This is a genomic window from Gordonia sp. DT218 (assembly GCF_049847105.1).
Lineage (GTDB): Bacteria > Actinomycetota > Actinomycetes > Mycobacteriales > Mycobacteriaceae > Gordonia.
Map to the genome: position 1 here is coordinate 403,762 of NZ_JBNCNS010000001.1, position 14,779 is coordinate 418,540.

Here is a 14,779-nt window from a genome sequence, read left to right on the forward strand (position 1 = left end):
CGCCAGCCATCACGGACAAAAACTATCAGATCAATGTTTACAAGGATAGTGGTATTAGTAGCGGGTGGAGAATTTCAAGACGATCGGCACCGTGCTGGACCCCACGCTCTCGTCCCATCCGGGGTCCCCTGCCATCGAGGCGGTGTCCGGGGTGTGGTCGTACGCCGAGCTCGATCAGCAGGCCCACCGCGCCGCGGGTGCGCTCTGGTCGCTCGGGGTACGGCCCGGAGACCGTGTCGCCGCATGTCTGCCCAATGATCTCGACATCGTCGCCGCCTTCCATGGCACCCAGCGGATCGGCGCGATCTGGGCCGGCATCGGGGAGGCGCTGTCCGAAGAGGAACAGGACGACGTCCGCGCGCTCTGTGAGCCGTCGGTGATCCTGGCGGGCGAGAGATGTCGCCTGACCTCCTCCGGGGTCGTCGACGCCGCGCGATGGTCCGAGCTGCTGGACCGGGACGAGATGGCCCCGCCGGTCGACATCGACATCGACATCGACGCACCGGCCGGTATCGCGTTCACGAGCGGAACGTCGGGACGACCCAAGGCGGTGGTACACAGCCAGCGCAATCTGTTGCTCCCCGGTGCGGCGCTCCGGGCCGGTCGCGGTTTCGACCGGACGCTGCGCAAGGGCGACAGTTTTCCGCTCACGATCCTCAACCTGATGGTGCTGTCCACGCTGCTCACCGCCCAGTGCGGCGGATGCGCCGTGGTGATGAACCGCCGGGACGTCGACGGTGTCGCCGAGTGGATCACCACCCGCGGGGTCACCGTCTGGAACGGCGCCCCTGCACAGGTCTACGACCTCGCCCGCCGTCCGCACATCGATCTGGGCTCGCTCGAGGAGGTGTGGAGCGGCGGCAGCGACACCTCCGACGACCTGCGCGCGGACTTCGCCGCCGCCCACGGCATCGTGCCCCGCTCGACCTACGGCCTCACCGAGGCGCCCGCGGTGGTGTCGATCGATCCGGTGGGTGAGGAGTGGCGCGCCGGAGCGAGTGGGCAGGTGCTCGACCACTACGACGTCGCCGCCTACGACGACGACGGCCGGCGGCTACCTGCCGGCGAGCTCGGTGAACTGAAGGTCGCCGGCCGCACGGACGGTCCGTGGGCGCACGCCTGGCGGCCGATGCTGGGGTACTGGGAGAACGACGGTCTGCGTCCCGCCGAAACCGGACCGGTGCCGACCGGTGACATCGGAACCGTCGACGACGACGGCTGGCTGACGGTGCTGGACCGCAAGAAGCTGGTCATCATCAGGGGCGGCGCCAACGTCTACCCCCTCGAGGTGGAGCGCGTCATCGGCTCCGACCCGGACGTCAGCCGGGTCGCCGTGTACCCGGTGCCCGACCAACGTCTCGGACAACGGGTGGCCGCCGTGGTCGAGAGCACCGGAGACACGCGGGTCGACTTCGACTCCCTGGCTCAGCGCTGCCGAAAAGCCCTGTCCCCCTACAAGGTCCCGGAGATCTGGTCCCAGATCGACGCGCTACCGGTCAACGCGATGGGTAAGGTACAACGGACCGGCCTCATCGACCTCGTCGAGAGATCCACGAGCAGGAGCACCACGTGACACCGCCCGATCACCACACCGCCGAGATGTTCGATCTCGATGGCCGGGTGGCGATCGTGACGGGGGCGTCGTCGGGCCTCGGCACGGCCGTGGCGCAGGCGCTTGCCTCGGCCGGGGCACGCGTCGCGGTGGTCGCCCGCCGTCGCGAACGATTGACCGAGATCGCCGAACGTATCGACGGCGTGCCCATCGCCTGCGACCTGTCCGATCTCGATCGGGTGGGCGACATCGTGCCACAGGTCGCCGAGGCCCTCGGGCCGCCGGAGATCGTGGTCAACGCCGCGGGCAGCATGTTCACCGAGGAGCGGGCCGAGTCCGAGCCCGTCGACGCCATCCGGCAGACCATGGGGCTGAACCTGATGGCACCGTTCCTGCTGGCGCAGAACGTCTTCCCGCATATGCGGGCCGTCGGCCGCGGCTCGATCGTCAACATCTCCTCGATCAGCGGACGGGTCGGCATCCCCGGCATCCCCCAGGCGTCTTACGCGGCGAGCAAGGCGGGCCTGTCCGGACTGACCGCGGAACTGGCCGTCCAGTGGGCGCGGCACTCGATCCGGGTCAACACGGTGGCACCGGGCTTCTTCCGCAGCGAGATCACCAGCCCGCTGTACGAGAGCGAACGAGCTGCCGAGTACCTGAGACGCAACACCCCGCTGCCCATGCAGGGCTCCGCCGCCGACATCGTCGGAGCCGTGGTCTGGCTGGCCGGTGATGCGGCAGCATATGTGACGGGACAGACGATCGTCGTCGACGGCGGCTGGACCGCCCGCTGACCGAACGGTCAACCAGTCAAGTATTGCTATCCTTATGAGGATTGACGTAACGTCGGCCTCAACGACTTTTCTCCCTTGGGAAGGAACGGCTTTGCAGAAGTTTTCGGCTGTTGTCATCGAGAAGGGCGAGTCCGGCCAGTCGGTCTCGGTCAAGGACCTGGAGGCATCCGACCTCCCCCAAGGTGATGTCGAGATCGAGGTGGACTACTCCTCGCTGAACTTCAAGGACGCACTCGCCATCACCGGCAGCTCCCCCATCGTCCGGACATTTCCGATGGTGCCCGGCATCGACCTCGCGGGCACCGTCGCCGAGAGTTCGCATCCGGACTGGTCCGCGGGCGATCGGGTGGTGCTGAACGGTTGGGGTGTCGGAGAGTCTCATTGGGGCGGCTTCGCCCAGCGTGCCCGACTCAAGGGTGACTGGCTGATCCCGCTGCCGTCGGAGTTCACGTCACGCCAGGCGATGGCCATCGGCACCGCCGGCTACACCGCGAGCCTCTGCGTCGAGGCATTGCTCGACGGCGGCGTGCGGCCCGATCAGGGTGAGGTGCTCGTCACCGGTGCGACCGGCGGCGTGGGCAGCGTCGCGATCGCGTTGCTGACCAAGGCCGGATTCTCGGTTGCCGCATCCACCGGGAAGACCTCCGAGTCCGCCTACCTCGAACAGCTGGGTGCCACCACGATCGTCGATCGCGCCGAGCTCGCCGAAAAGGGCAAGCCCATGCAGAAGGAGCGCTGGGCCGGCGTGGTCGATTCCGTCGGCAGCCACACCCTTGCCAACGCCTGCGCGCAGACCCGGTACGGCGGAGCAGTCGCAGCGTGCGGCCTCGCGCAGGGCATGGACTTCCCGGCGTCGGTGGCACCGTTCATCCTGCGCGGCGTGTCCCTGCTGGGCATCGACAGTGTGATGGCACCCAAGCAGCGCCGGATCACCGCCTGGAATCGGCTGGCGCGTGACCTCGATCCCGATGCGCTGGAATCGATCGCGCGCGACGTGTCGCTCGCGGATTCGGTCGCGGCGGCGGGACAACTCATGGACGGCGCGATTCGCGGCCGAATCGTCGTCGACGTCAATCGATAGATCGGGGAACACGTTGAGCAGCACGACCGAATCGAAGACCGAGGCCACCGAGCTCGATCTGTCCGACGTCGACCATCGGGTCGGCAAGCCGATCGGCGGTGGGCAGCTGTGGGATCCGTGCAGCACGTCCGACATCCGCCGGTGGGCCATGGCGATGGACAACCCGAACCCGATCCACTGGAACGAGGAGTTCGCTCGGGAGTCCCGGTACGGCGGCCTCATCGCACCCCAATCCATCGCGGTGGCACTGGATTACGGCCACGGGGCGGCACCCGCCTGTGTCGGGCACATCCCCAACAGTCATCTGATCTTCGGCGGCGAGGAGTGGTGGTTCTACGGGACGCCCGTACGGCCCGGCGACAAGCTGTTCCAGGAACGTCGCTTTCACGACTACAAGGTCGCGGACACCAAGTTCGCGGGACCCACGATGTTCTCCCGCGGCGACACCACCCACACCAACCAGCACGGCGCCCTGGTGGCACGGGAACGCTCGACGGCGATCCGTTACCTCACCGCCGAGGCCACCAAGCGCGGCATGTACGACAACCAGGTCGGCGTGATCAAGAAGTGGTCAAACGACGAACTGATCGAGCTCGAGGCGCTGCGACGCGAGTGGCTGCTGTCGAATCGTCTGGGGGTGTCGCCGCGGTTCGACGAGGTGAAGGTCGGCGACACGCTGCCCCGCCGGGTGATCGGGCCGCACAGCATCGCATCGTTCACCACCGAGTACCGGGCGTTCCTGTTCAACATCTGGGGAACGTTCGAATGGGTTGCGCCCGAAGGGATCGACGACCCGTGGGTCTACCAGGATCCGGGCTGGGGCGAAGGCTTCGGATTCGACGAAGAGGACGCCAAGATCGATCCGCGCAAGCGTGACGGGCTCTATGTCGGCCCATCCCGGGGCCACATCGACGCCGAGAAGGCGGGCGAGGTGGGCATGGCGCGCGCTTATGGGTACGGCGCGACGATGGGCGCGTGGTGCACCGACTTCCTCGCAAATTGGGCAGGTTACGACGGCATGGTCCGGCACACCAAGGCGGATTTTCGGGCTCCGGCCTTCGAGGGCGATGTGACCTACTTCGACGCCGAGGTCATCGACAAGCAGCCCGAGTCCGAATGGGGCGTCCCGCTCGTCCAGATCAAGTTGAAGCTCACCAACCAGGACGGCGCCGGCCTGGTGTCGTGTACCGCCGAGGTCGAACTGCCGCGCTGAGGCGGCATCACCTGTCATCCAAGCGAGGTCAGCCATGAGCACCCCGTCCACCGGCGCTGCACCGTCGGTCGCCACCGGTCCCCCACTCGATGACGAACCCGGCCTCGGAACCCTCACGCTGCCAGGCTTTCTCCGCGAGGTGACCGAGAAGTTCGGTGACCGGGAGGCCCTGGTCATGCGGACTGCGCAGGGTGCGGTCCGCTGGTCCTACACGGACCTGTGGGAGCGGTCGATCGAGGTGGCACGCGCACTCCGCGCCCGAGGCGTGGGCAAGGACAGTCGCGTCGGGGTGTTGATGACCAACCGCGCCGAATGGCTCTCCGCCGTCTTCGGAACCTCGCTGGCCGGCGGTGTCGCGGTCACGCTCAGCACCTTCTCGACTCCGGCCGAACTGGATCATCTGCTCAAGGTGTCCGGTGTCTCGGTGCTGTTGTTCGAGCGCAGGATCGGGAAATCCGATCTCGCCGAGGTCCTCACCGAGCTGGAACCACAGCTCGCGACCGCGACACCGGGGACGTTGCGATCGACGACGTATCCGTTCCTGACCTACCTGGCGACCGTCGGCGATGTCACCGGACACGTCGGCATCGACGACTGGGAGTCCTTCCTGGCGCTCGGGAGCAGCGAGCCGCGCGAACTGATCGAGTCGACCGCGGCGACCACTCGGCCCAGCGACACCGCGGTCCTGTTCTTCTCGTCGGGTTCGACGAGCCGGCCCAAAGGCATCGTCAGCGCGCACCGTGGCGTCACGATCCAGATGTGGCGATTCCGCCGCATGTACGGACTCACACCCGACGACAACGTGCGGTGTTGGTCGGCCAACGGCTTCTTCTGGTCCGGGAACTTCGGGATGGCCCTCGGTTCCACACTGGCCAGTGGCGGGTCACTCGTCCTGCAGTCGATGTTCGACGCTTCCGGGGCGCTGGATCTGATGGATTCCGAGAAGGTGAACTTCCCGTTGGCCTGGCCCCACCAGTGGGCCGCACTCGAGGCGGCCCCGAATTGGGAATCGGTCGATCTGAGCAGCTTGCGGTTCGTCGACCGCAACACCGCCCTCGCGCGGCATGCCACCGTGTCGACGGACTACACCGAGCCCGGACATGCGTACGGGAACACCGAGACCTTCACCATCACAACGTGCTTCGCGGCGAACACGCCGGATGAGGTGATCGGCGGCAGCAGCGGTGAGCCGCTGCCGGGGAACACCGTCAAGATCATCGACGCGATGCGCGGCGGCACGGTCCCGGTCGGTGAACGTGGCGAGATCTGTGTCAAGGGACCGACTCTCATGCTCGGCTACCTGGGCACGCCGCTGGCCGAGACCCTCGACGACGAAGGCTTCTTCCACACCGGTGACGGCGGATACCTCGACGACTCGGGCCGGCTGTTCTGGGAAGGGCGCCTCACCGACATCATCAAGACCGGCGGCGCCAACGTGTCCCCGCTGGAGGTCGACGAGGTGCTGGTCGCGCATCCGGGCGTGAAGGTCACTCGCACCGTTGGCGTTCCGCACGACACCCTAGGCGAGGTGGTGGTGGCGTGCATCGTGCCCCACGCGGACGCCGACCTCGAGTCCGAGGGTATCCGCAGCTATCTGCGCGAGCAGCTCGCGAGCTACAAGGTCCCGCGCCATGTGTTGTTCTTCGGCGACGACGAGATCCGCCTGACCGGCAGCGCCAAGATCAAGACGAGCGACCTCCGGGACCTCGCGACCAGACGCCTGTCGACCTGAAGCGGTGGCCCCGCAGCGCAGCCGCGACGATGATCAGGATCGGTATCGCTGCGCGATCCGGGCACGGTGCCGGGCCGGCGACCCGAACAACGTCCGATTCAGCGTCGCCCGTTTGAGATACACGTGAACGCCGCTCTCCCAGGTGTATCCCATGCCGCCGTGCAGTTGCATGGCCTTGCCCGCGACCCGCACGGCCATCTCACCGGTGAAGGACGCGGCCATGGCGACCGCGACCGACGCCCCCGGTGACCCGTCGCTCACCTGCCGGACCGCGGAGCCGACCAGCTTCCGTGCCACCGTCACATCGACGAGCATGTCGGCACAGGCATGTTTGACGGCTTGGAACGACCCGATCTTCCGTCCGAACTGCTCACGCACCCCGGCGTAGCCGACGGTCTTCTCGAGCATCGCCTCCGCCAGACCGAGGCTGTCGCACGCCACCGCCGCCGCGGCCCGATCGCACAGCAGCACTGCGGCATCGGCACCGTCGCGATACCGCCACACCGCACCGTCGTCGACCCGCACATCCGCCGCGGTGATCCGTCCGAAGGTACGTGTGGCGTCGACCACCGGTCGCGCCTCCACGTGCAGGCCGCCGGCTTGCGCGTCGACATCCACGATCACCGTCTCCCCTGCCGACGTGGCCGCCGGAACCAGGAGTCGATCGGCGTCGGGAGCACCGAGGACGAAATCTGCACCGCCGCGCAGCACCAGACCGCCCGTGGCGCCGGCCAGATGAAAATGGCAGCCTCCCGGATGATCACCGTCTAATGCGAGGACGGGCACCACGTCACCCGACGCGGTCTGCCGGAGCATCCGGTCCCATGAGGCGCAGGGCTCGACCTGCCCGAGAGCCCCCAATGCCAGACCGGCGACGGCCGGATATGGGCCGCTCGCCACCGCACGGCCCATCTCCCGCAGGACGACCGACACCTCGGCGAAGGTGGCGTCCGCACCGTCGTGGGTGGCCGGCACCTCAAGTCCCAGCCATCCCGAGCTCGCGATCAGACGCCAATCCAGCCCTTGGCCGGATGACCTGGTGGACAGCATATTCCGGGCCACAGCAGAGAGTTCGTCGTGGAATTCGGAGAGTTCGTCGGCCCGCGTCGACATCAGGTTCCCTTCGGTTCACGGGGCAGACGGAGGCCACGCTCCCCGATGATGGTGCGCTGGATCTCGCTGGTACCGCCCGGGATGGTCCACTCCCATGAGCCGATGAAGTCGAGTACCCAGGTACCCGATTCCCATCCGCTCGACAACGGCTTGCGCAGTTGCGTCTGAGCCTCGAGCCCACCGATCTCGGCCCCGAAATCCATGACCCGCTGAAGGAGTTCGCTGTAGTACAGCTTGACGATGGAGGCGTCGGCCGGCCCGCTGTGATCGGCGACGAACTCCGCACACAGCAGGCGCAGACCGGTGATCTCGGTCTCCAGAGCCGCAAGTCGATCGGCCACCCGTGAATCATCCAGCGGCCGTGCGCCGTCCGGCCCGGGGCGATGGCAGAGGTCGACGAGCCACGGGAAGCCGCCGTGGCCGAGCCGCTCGGCGAGTTCGAGCATCGTCATCCCGCGTTCGGCACCGAGGGTCGCCTGCGCCACCTGCCAGCCCTCGTTCTCGGGCCCCACGAGCTGCGTTGCGGGGATCTCCACGTCGTTGAGGAAGATCTCGCAGAAGTGCGCCTCCCCAGTGGCCTGACGAATCGGACGCACCTCGATGCCGGGTGAGGTCATGTCGAGCAGAAAGTACGAGATCCCTTGGCGTTTGGGTGCATCGGGATCGGTGCGCGCGAGGAGCAGACACCAGTCCGCATGCAGTGCGCCACTGGCCCAGAGCTTCTGACCGTTCACCAGATAGTGGTCGCCGATTCGGCGCGCCGACGTCGACATGGCCGCCATGTCGGAGCCGGCGCCTGGTTCGGAGAAGCCCTGACACCAGATCTCACCGTCGAGAATCGCGGGCAGGTGCCGCGAGCGCTGCCCGTCGGTCCCCCCAGCGAGCAAGGTGGACGCGGCATGGTGAATCGACACGAACGGGAGGACCAGACGGGGCGCGTCATGCGCCGCCAGCTCTTGGTAGAGCACCACCTGATCGGCAACGGACATCCCACCACCCCACTCCTTCGGCCAGTGCGGCACCGCGTACCCCGCACCGCGCAGCGTGGCGAACCACTCCTTCTGAAAGGCCACGAAGGTCTCGTCGGACGCCCCGGTCTGCGTGGTCCGCCAGTCGGTCGGCACGTGGACGTTGCACCACTCGCGGACCTCGGACCGAAAGTCCTCGGAGGCCTGATCACCAACGGCCGACGACACCTCTGTCATCGGCGCGCCGCCCGGGTCGCCATCGCCTGCAAGCGTTCCCGATGCTCATCGGTCTGCATCGTGACCACCTCGGCCGCGAAACCGGCCTGCAGCGGACCGCCGAGCGCCTGGGACAAGTGCATGTTGACGATGCGTTTGGTGCTCTGTAATGCCTCCCGTGGCTGGGCGGCCAGACGAATGGCCAGCGCACGCGCCTCATCCATGAGTTCGTCGCGCGGCGCGACCCGTGTCGCAAGCCCCAGTTCGACGGCGGTGGCCGCGGGAATCCGGTCACCGGTGTAGAGGTATTCCCGTGACCTCAGGATCGGTGTGAGCAGCGGCCAGAACGCGGCGCCGCCATCCCCGGCGACCAGGCCTACCGCAACGTGCGGGTCGGCGAGATATGCACTCTCCGAGATGAGCACGACATCACAGAGCACTGCCATGCTGCAGCCGAGCCCCACCGCCGGGCCGTTGACCGCGGCGATCACCGGCAGCGGGAATCGCAACATCTCGTCGATGATCTCGGCGCCCTCACGGATGCTGTCGTCGCGTGCGACCGGATCGTCGAGGAACGACGTGATCCACCCGAGATCGCCTCCGGCACTGAACGCGCGCCCCGATCCGGTGAGGATGACGACGGCCGCTTCACGGTCGGCGGCGAGTTGTCGCCAGACGTTGGCCAGTGCCCAGTGCAGCGATTTGTTGACCGCACCGAGCTCGCCGGGGCGATTGATCGTGACGATGCGGACCGGTCCCTCGCTGCGCACCGACAGTTCATCGGGAAGGTCGTAGGTCATGGTGCCACCGACTCCCTGGGCGTCATCGACTCCGCCATGCCACCGAACAACCCGGTCAGGCCGTGTCGCCCGAGCCGGTGGGTGAGCGCCTCACCCGTTGCCGAGAGACCGAGCGGCAGCCGGCGCAGCGGAAGGCTGTGGCGTGACAACCAGGACAGCGTGGTCTCGTCACAGAAGCCGGTGGCGCCGTGCAGTTGATGCGCGATGCGGAACACGGTGTCGGCGGCCTCGATGGCTGCCAGACGTAACGCGAGGGCGTCGTCGATGGCCTCCGGGTGGCCCGACTCGATGCTCCAGAGCGCGTACTTCGCCAGGACCTCGACGCCGGCGCGCTCCACTTCGGCGTCGGTGAGCTGGAACTGGACCCCTTGCAGCTTTGCCAACGGCCGACCGAACTGCTCCCGCAGGAGAACATGACTGCGGGTGAGTTCCATTGCGCGATCGAGCATCCCGAGCAGGGTCCAGATCGGCAGGGTGAGTCCGATTGCGATGTCAGCTGTTCCGCCGTCGTCGAGCGGGTCCAGGACCAACCCGGTGACGAACCCCGAGGTGCGCGGCGATCGTTCCGCCGACCGCGCGAGCGCGAGGCTCCTCCGCCCGGACAGGGTCACCGTCGCCAGCCGGAGGTCGAGATCGGCAACCGCCGCCGCGGGATCGTGATCGGACACCACCACGAGCCCGTCCACCTCGAGATCCTTCGGCCGCGCCAGCCGTTCGGCGATCGGGTACGGAACGACCCAGTATCCGGCGCTACGACAGAGCGCGGCCGCGGCCTCGAGTTCGTCGGCGTCACCACGAGGATCGAGCTCCCAGGCCCCGAGTCCGGCGAGAACGGGCTCCAGGACCGCCGAACGCCGTCGTGGATCACGCTCCGCATCCTCGACGATCCGGTCACCGCCTGCGGACGCGAAGGCTCCCAGTGCAGCAACGCCGTAGTCGATCGCCTCGGTGCTCAGGTCGATGTTCACGAGGCCGCCACCAGATCGCGGGCCAACAGGATTCGCTGCATCTCGATACTCCCCGACGACACGGTCGCCGCCTGCGAGTAGCTCCAGTGATCCTCGACATCGAGGCGGAATCGTTCGGCCCCCGGGTCACCCGCCGTGTACGAGGCGATCTCCGCGAGGACATCCGCGCTCGACTGGTCCAGGGTGGTGACCGCGATCCGGTAGAGCGCGGAGTCGCCCGGGCGTACCCGCCCCTCGGCCTGCATCGACACCACCCGGTATGCGAGCAGACGAGCCCGACGACATCGCACCAACTCCCGGGCCCAACGCGTCCGGAGACCGGACGGCAGCGCCTCCCAGCGATCGCCGAGCACCTCGGGCGCCTGCTGCAGCAAGAGCTCACATCGCGCATAGCGGGCGATGCCCACCCGCTCGAAGGACAGCACTTCCTGTACCACCGACCAGCCGTCGTCGACGGTGCCCAGGACGTTGGCCTCGGTCACCTGGAGTTCGTCGAAGAAGACCTCGTTGAGGTGATGCGGCCCCAGCATCGAGCGGATCGGTCGGACCTCGATGGCCGGGTCGGACATGGGGACCAGGAACACCGTCAGACCCTGCTGTCTGCGCTCCCCGGTCGAGGTCCGCGCCAACAGGAAGCACCACTGCGCCATCGTGGCGTACGACGTCCAGATCTTCTGGCCGGAGATCCGCCAACCGTCGCCTTCTCGTCGAGCCGCCGTCCGCAGCGACGCCAGGTCGGATCCCGACCCCGGCTCGCTGAAGCCCTGACACCAGATGACCTCACCTCGGGCAATCGGCGGCAGGTGCTGTCGCTGCTGTTCCGCGGTGCCGTGTCGCATGATCGTGGGTCCCACCCAGTTGACGCCCATGTATTGGGCACCCCGTGGCTCGTGGTGGGCCCACATCTCCTCGCGGACGACGGTCTGCTCCCACACCGAGGCTCCCCGGCCACCGAACTCTTCCGGCCACGCCAGACACAGCAACCCGCGATCGGCCAGGAATCGGCAGAAGTCCTGGGCGACGTCGAGGTCTTCCGGATCGTCGGTGAATGCACCACGGAAATCGGCCGGCACGCGCTGTGCGATCAGTGAGCGCAACTCGTCACGAAGTCCGGCCGCCGCTTCGCCCATCGTGAAGTCCATGCGGGGCACATTACTTCAATCATAACAAGGATTGGAATACTTGAATGGTAAAGATGTCATCGTGTGGATAGACTCGACCGCATGAACGAATCGCGGCGCGCGTGACGACGATGAGGAACCGTCGTGTTCCGCAACGGCGGATCGCCGAGACCGTCGCTGCCGAGCTCCGCGATCTCATCCTGGACGTCGACGACTACCGACTGCCAACGCAGGAGCAACTCGTCAAGGATTTCGGGGTCAGCTATCCCTCGATCCGAGAGGCCTTGAGAATACTGGAGACCGAGGGCCTGGTGACGGTCCGACGCGGCAATGTCGGCGGCGCCGACGTCCACCGCCCGGACGAGACCTCGGCCGCCTACCATCTCGGACTCTCGCTTCAGGCCGGAAGGGTCACGCTCCGCGATCTGGCGGACGGTCTCCGGATGCTCGAACCACTGTGCGCGGCCGAGTGTGCCAAGCGATCCGATCGCGCGGAGGTGGTGGTCCCGGCACTCACCGCTGCGATCGACTCGTCCATCGGCCTGGTCACCGACGGCGTGGAGTTCACCCACACCGCTCGCGATTTCCACGATCTGGTCGTCTCGTTCGCGCCGAACGCGACCATCCGTTACGCCGTCGGCAGCTATGTCGCACTGTGGTCGGCCCAGGAAGAGGCATGGGCCGAGGCCCGCACCCGGCACGGCGAGTACCCCTCACAGCTCGAGGCCGAGGAGGCCGTTCGCGCCCACCGCCGGCTGGTCGACGAGATCGCGGCCGGAAACGCCGCCGAGGCCGAACGCCTCGCGCGTGCCCACCTGGCCGCCACCCAGGCGCTGGTGCTCGAGCGCTACGGCGACCGGATCGTGAACGCGTCGGCGGCGATGTCGCGGCAGGCCGTCCACTCGGGACGCAAGTCACGGATCTAGGACCACAACTACTCGCCCACGCCCGGTGCCGCCGTCGATGAACCGACAGCGGCACCGGATTCTTCGCCCGCTCGGCGGCGGGCCACGCGGTCAGTGATCCGCAGCGTGTTGTTCGTCGGCGAACACGTTGTGGTGCGGACGCCCACCCAGCAGTGCAGCCGCGATCACCGCGGCCAGGATGGCGGCGATGCCACACACCAGGTAACCGATCGCGTAGCCATTGGACAGCGCGTGGAAGGCGACGTCCTTGATCGGGTTCAGCGGGTGGGTCGAACCGTCGGGCATGGTCACCGTCGAGGGCACGCCGTTCGCCCCGATCGGACCGGAGTTCACCGCGTTCACCGCTCCTTGCAACTCCGCCTGCGCCGGTGCCGGCGCGTTCTGCGGCGATGCGTTGAACGCATCGAGAGCGGACGTCAGTTGCGGCGAGGCCGCGACGTTGCGGCCGATCTCCGAGGCGGCGCGGGTCAGCGCTATCGCGCCGATCACCGACGGCCCCAAGGTCAGACCGAAGTCACGGATCATGCTGGTCATGCCGCTGGCCATACCTGCCTTCGACGTCGGGACGCTGTTGACCGAGACCGACGTGATCGAGGTGACCGCGAGTTTGAATCCGGCACCGATCACCAGCAGCGGGAAGGCAATCGCGGCGATGGACAAGTTGGTCGCCGGGATCAGCGCGAGCGCCACATCCCCGACGCCGATCAAGGCTGCACCGACGGCCAGGATCCAGCCCGGATTGTAGTGCTGCAACAAACGGGAACTGACCGGGAAGAGGATCACACCCATGATGTTCAGGCACACAAAGCCAACGGAGGTCATCAGCGGCGAATAGCCTTGGATCGCCGAGAGCCGGATGCTCGTGGCGTACGCGGTCCCCAGGTAAGCGAACATCGACAGCACGGTCACGATCGCGGTGACCACGAAGACACGGTTGGCGAAGAGATCCAGCTGGACCAACGGCTGGGCGGTCCGCCGCTCGATGAAGACGAACGCGGCCAGGAACACGACTGCGGCCACAAAACTGCCGACCACCAGCGGTGAACTCCAGTCCCCTTCGGAGCCTTGGATGACACCGAACACCAGAGCGAACAGGCCGATGGCGACGGTGACCTGGCCCGGGATGTCCAGCGACCGCCCCTTGGGCGACGACGAGTTCCTGGCGAACGCCAGGGTGATCACCGTGCTGATGGCGCCGAGGACGGCGAGTCCCAGGAAACCGTAACGCCAGCTTGCGTTCTCGCCACCGCCATGGGGCAACTCGGCCAACACACCGGCCATCACCGGGGAGATGAATCCACCGGCCGTCAGCGCCGCGGCCCAGATCGAGATCGACTTGGAGCGCTCCTTCACGGTGTGGGTACCGGCGGCGAGCATCGCGACCGAGGTCGGGAACAGTGCTGCGGCACCGATACCGCCGATGACCTGCCCGCCGAACAGGAAGGTCATCTGCACCGCGTGCGACCCGTCGGTCGGCGTGAGGTATGCCAACAACATGCCGAGGGTCACCAGCGCTGATCCGATCGCCAACAGTCGCTTGCGACCGAAGAGATCCCCCAGGACACCACAGCTGAGCTCCAGCAGGGTGATCGGAACCAGGAACGCCGCCGAGACCCAGGTGAGCTGGGCCGAGGTGGTGTCGAGGTCAAGTTGGATCATGCCGTTCAGCACGGCGGGGATCGACAAGCCGATCTGGGCCACCATCACGGCGACAACGCTGGCGAGAAGGGTGCCGCCCGTAAGTCGATGGTTCATTCCCGACGACGGCACGGCCGGGTCCACGTCAATTGCGCTCATGTCATGAATCAAATCACAAAGGAAGCCTGATTAACAGGTTTCCTGATTATTACTCTGGGGTAGTAACTCTCAGTCCACGAGATTCTTGCGACAGCTCTGCAACACGTCGCCGAACTGGGCGGTGGCCTTCGCGTCCATCCCGTGCACCATCCGCGTTTGCACCGCCGTCACCGGCCCACGGCAGGCATCCAGAAGTGCCAGACCGTCTGCAGTCAACGACAACACCAGTCGTCGTCGATCGGCCGGATCCCGGTGCCGCTCGATCAGACCGCGATCCACCAACGGAGCCACCACGTCTGACATGCTCTGCGCGGTCACGAACGAGTTGCGCGCCAGATGCGCCGAGGTCATGCCGGGGTCCCGTTCTAGCACCGTCATCGCGGTGTACTGCGACGTGGTCAGGCCCTGCGGCTTGAGCACGTCGTCCAATTGCGCTCGAATCGCCAACTCGACTTGCTTGACCATGTAGAGCAGCGTGGGTTGGTGACGCGTCATGGA

13 protein-coding genes are annotated in these 14,779 nt (G+C 67.0%); 6 read left to right on the top strand and 7 right to left on the bottom strand.

The window, feature by feature from the left end:
• The first annotated feature begins 64 nt into the window (after positions 1-64).
• From ACPXCG_RS01895 to ACPXCG_RS01915, 5 genes are all read left to right on the top strand, one after another.
• Complete coding sequence (locus ACPXCG_RS01895) at positions 65-1,573, top strand: class I adenylate-forming enzyme family protein (protein ID WP_425788558.1); 1,509 nt, start codon at positions 65-67, stop codon at positions 1,571-1,573.
• A complete protein-coding gene (locus ACPXCG_RS01900; RefSeq protein ID WP_425788560.1) occupies positions 1,570-2,346 on the top strand; it encodes an SDR family NAD(P)-dependent oxidoreductase in 777 nt (258 codons plus the stop codon). Before ACPXCG_RS01895 ends, ACPXCG_RS01900 begins: the two co-directional genes overlap by 4 nt.
• 91 nt (positions 2,347-2,437) lie before the next feature.
• Positions 2,438-3,427 (top strand): MDR family oxidoreductase, encoded by a 990-nt coding sequence (locus ACPXCG_RS01905; protein ID WP_425788562.1) that lies wholly within the window; start codon positions 2,438-2,440, stop codon positions 3,425-3,427.
• 13 nt (positions 3,428-3,440) lie between these two features.
• Positions 3,441-4,640 (top strand): FAS1-like dehydratase domain-containing protein, encoded by a 1,200-nt coding sequence (locus tag ACPXCG_RS01910; protein WP_425788564.1) that lies wholly within the window; start codon positions 3,441-3,443, stop codon positions 4,638-4,640.
• A gap of 34 nt (positions 4,641-4,674) precedes the next feature.
• Positions 4,675-6,372, top strand: a complete 1,698-nt coding sequence (locus ACPXCG_RS01915) for a class I adenylate-forming enzyme family protein (RefSeq protein WP_425788566.1) — start codon at positions 4,675-4,677, stop codon at positions 6,370-6,372.
• Positions 6,373-6,405: 33 nt separating this feature from the next.
• Here the strand turns inward: ACPXCG_RS01915 and ACPXCG_RS01920 are convergent, their stop codons facing one another.
• The 5 genes from ACPXCG_RS01920 to ACPXCG_RS01940 are packed head-to-tail and all read right to left on the bottom strand — an operon-like array spanning position 6,406 to position 11,579.
• The gene (locus tag ACPXCG_RS01920; protein ID WP_425788568.1) at positions 6,406-7,485 is read right to left on the bottom strand and encodes an acyl-CoA dehydrogenase family protein; all 1,080 of its coding nucleotides are present in this window, start codon (positions 7,483-7,485) and stop codon (positions 6,406-6,408) included.
• Positions 7,485-8,690 carry an acyl-CoA dehydrogenase family protein gene (locus ACPXCG_RS01925; RefSeq protein ID WP_425788570.1) on the bottom strand — a complete coding sequence of 402 codons (1,206 nt, stop codon included), beginning with the start codon at positions 8,688-8,690 and terminating at the stop codon, positions 7,485-7,487. Before ACPXCG_RS01925 ends, ACPXCG_RS01920 begins: the two co-directional genes overlap by 1 nt.
• Entirely contained in the window at positions 8,687-9,469 is a 783-nt protein-coding gene (locus ACPXCG_RS01930; protein ID WP_425788572.1) for an enoyl-CoA hydratase/isomerase family protein, read from the bottom strand. The genes ACPXCG_RS01925 and ACPXCG_RS01930 overlap by 4 nt, the downstream gene beginning before the upstream one ends.
• The gene (locus ACPXCG_RS01935; RefSeq protein WP_425788574.1) at positions 9,466-10,437 is read right to left on the bottom strand and encodes an acyl-CoA dehydrogenase family protein; all 972 of its coding nucleotides are present in this window, start codon (positions 10,435-10,437) and stop codon (positions 9,466-9,468) included. The genes ACPXCG_RS01930 and ACPXCG_RS01935 overlap by 4 nt, the downstream gene beginning before the upstream one ends.
• Positions 10,434-11,579 carry an acyl-CoA dehydrogenase family protein gene (locus ACPXCG_RS01940; protein WP_425788576.1) on the bottom strand — a complete coding sequence of 382 codons (1,146 nt, stop codon included), beginning with the start codon at positions 11,577-11,579 and terminating at the stop codon, positions 10,434-10,436. The genes ACPXCG_RS01935 and ACPXCG_RS01940 overlap by 4 nt, the downstream gene beginning before the upstream one ends.
• Before the next feature lie 110 nt (positions 11,580-11,689).
• Here ACPXCG_RS01940 and ACPXCG_RS01945 point away from each other — a divergent pair, with 110 nt between their 5' ends.
• The gene (locus ACPXCG_RS01945) at positions 11,690-12,484 is read left to right on the top strand and encodes a FadR/GntR family transcriptional regulator (protein ID WP_425788578.1); all 795 of its coding nucleotides are present in this window, start codon (positions 11,690-11,692) and stop codon (positions 12,482-12,484) included.
• Positions 12,485-12,574: 90 nt separating this feature from the next.
• Here ACPXCG_RS01945 and ACPXCG_RS01950 read toward each other — a convergent pair whose 3' ends face one another.
• Together ACPXCG_RS01950 and ACPXCG_RS01955 are read right to left on the bottom strand one after the other, a co-directional pair.
• Positions 12,575-14,281, bottom strand: a complete 1,707-nt coding sequence (locus ACPXCG_RS01950) for an MFS transporter (protein ID WP_425788580.1) — start codon at positions 14,279-14,281, stop codon at positions 12,575-12,577.
• A gap of 69 nt (positions 14,282-14,350) precedes the next feature.
• Entirely contained in the window at positions 14,351-14,776 is a 426-nt protein-coding gene (locus ACPXCG_RS01955; RefSeq protein WP_425788582.1) for a MarR family winged helix-turn-helix transcriptional regulator, read from the bottom strand.
• Positions 14,777-14,779 lie beyond the last annotated feature (3 nt).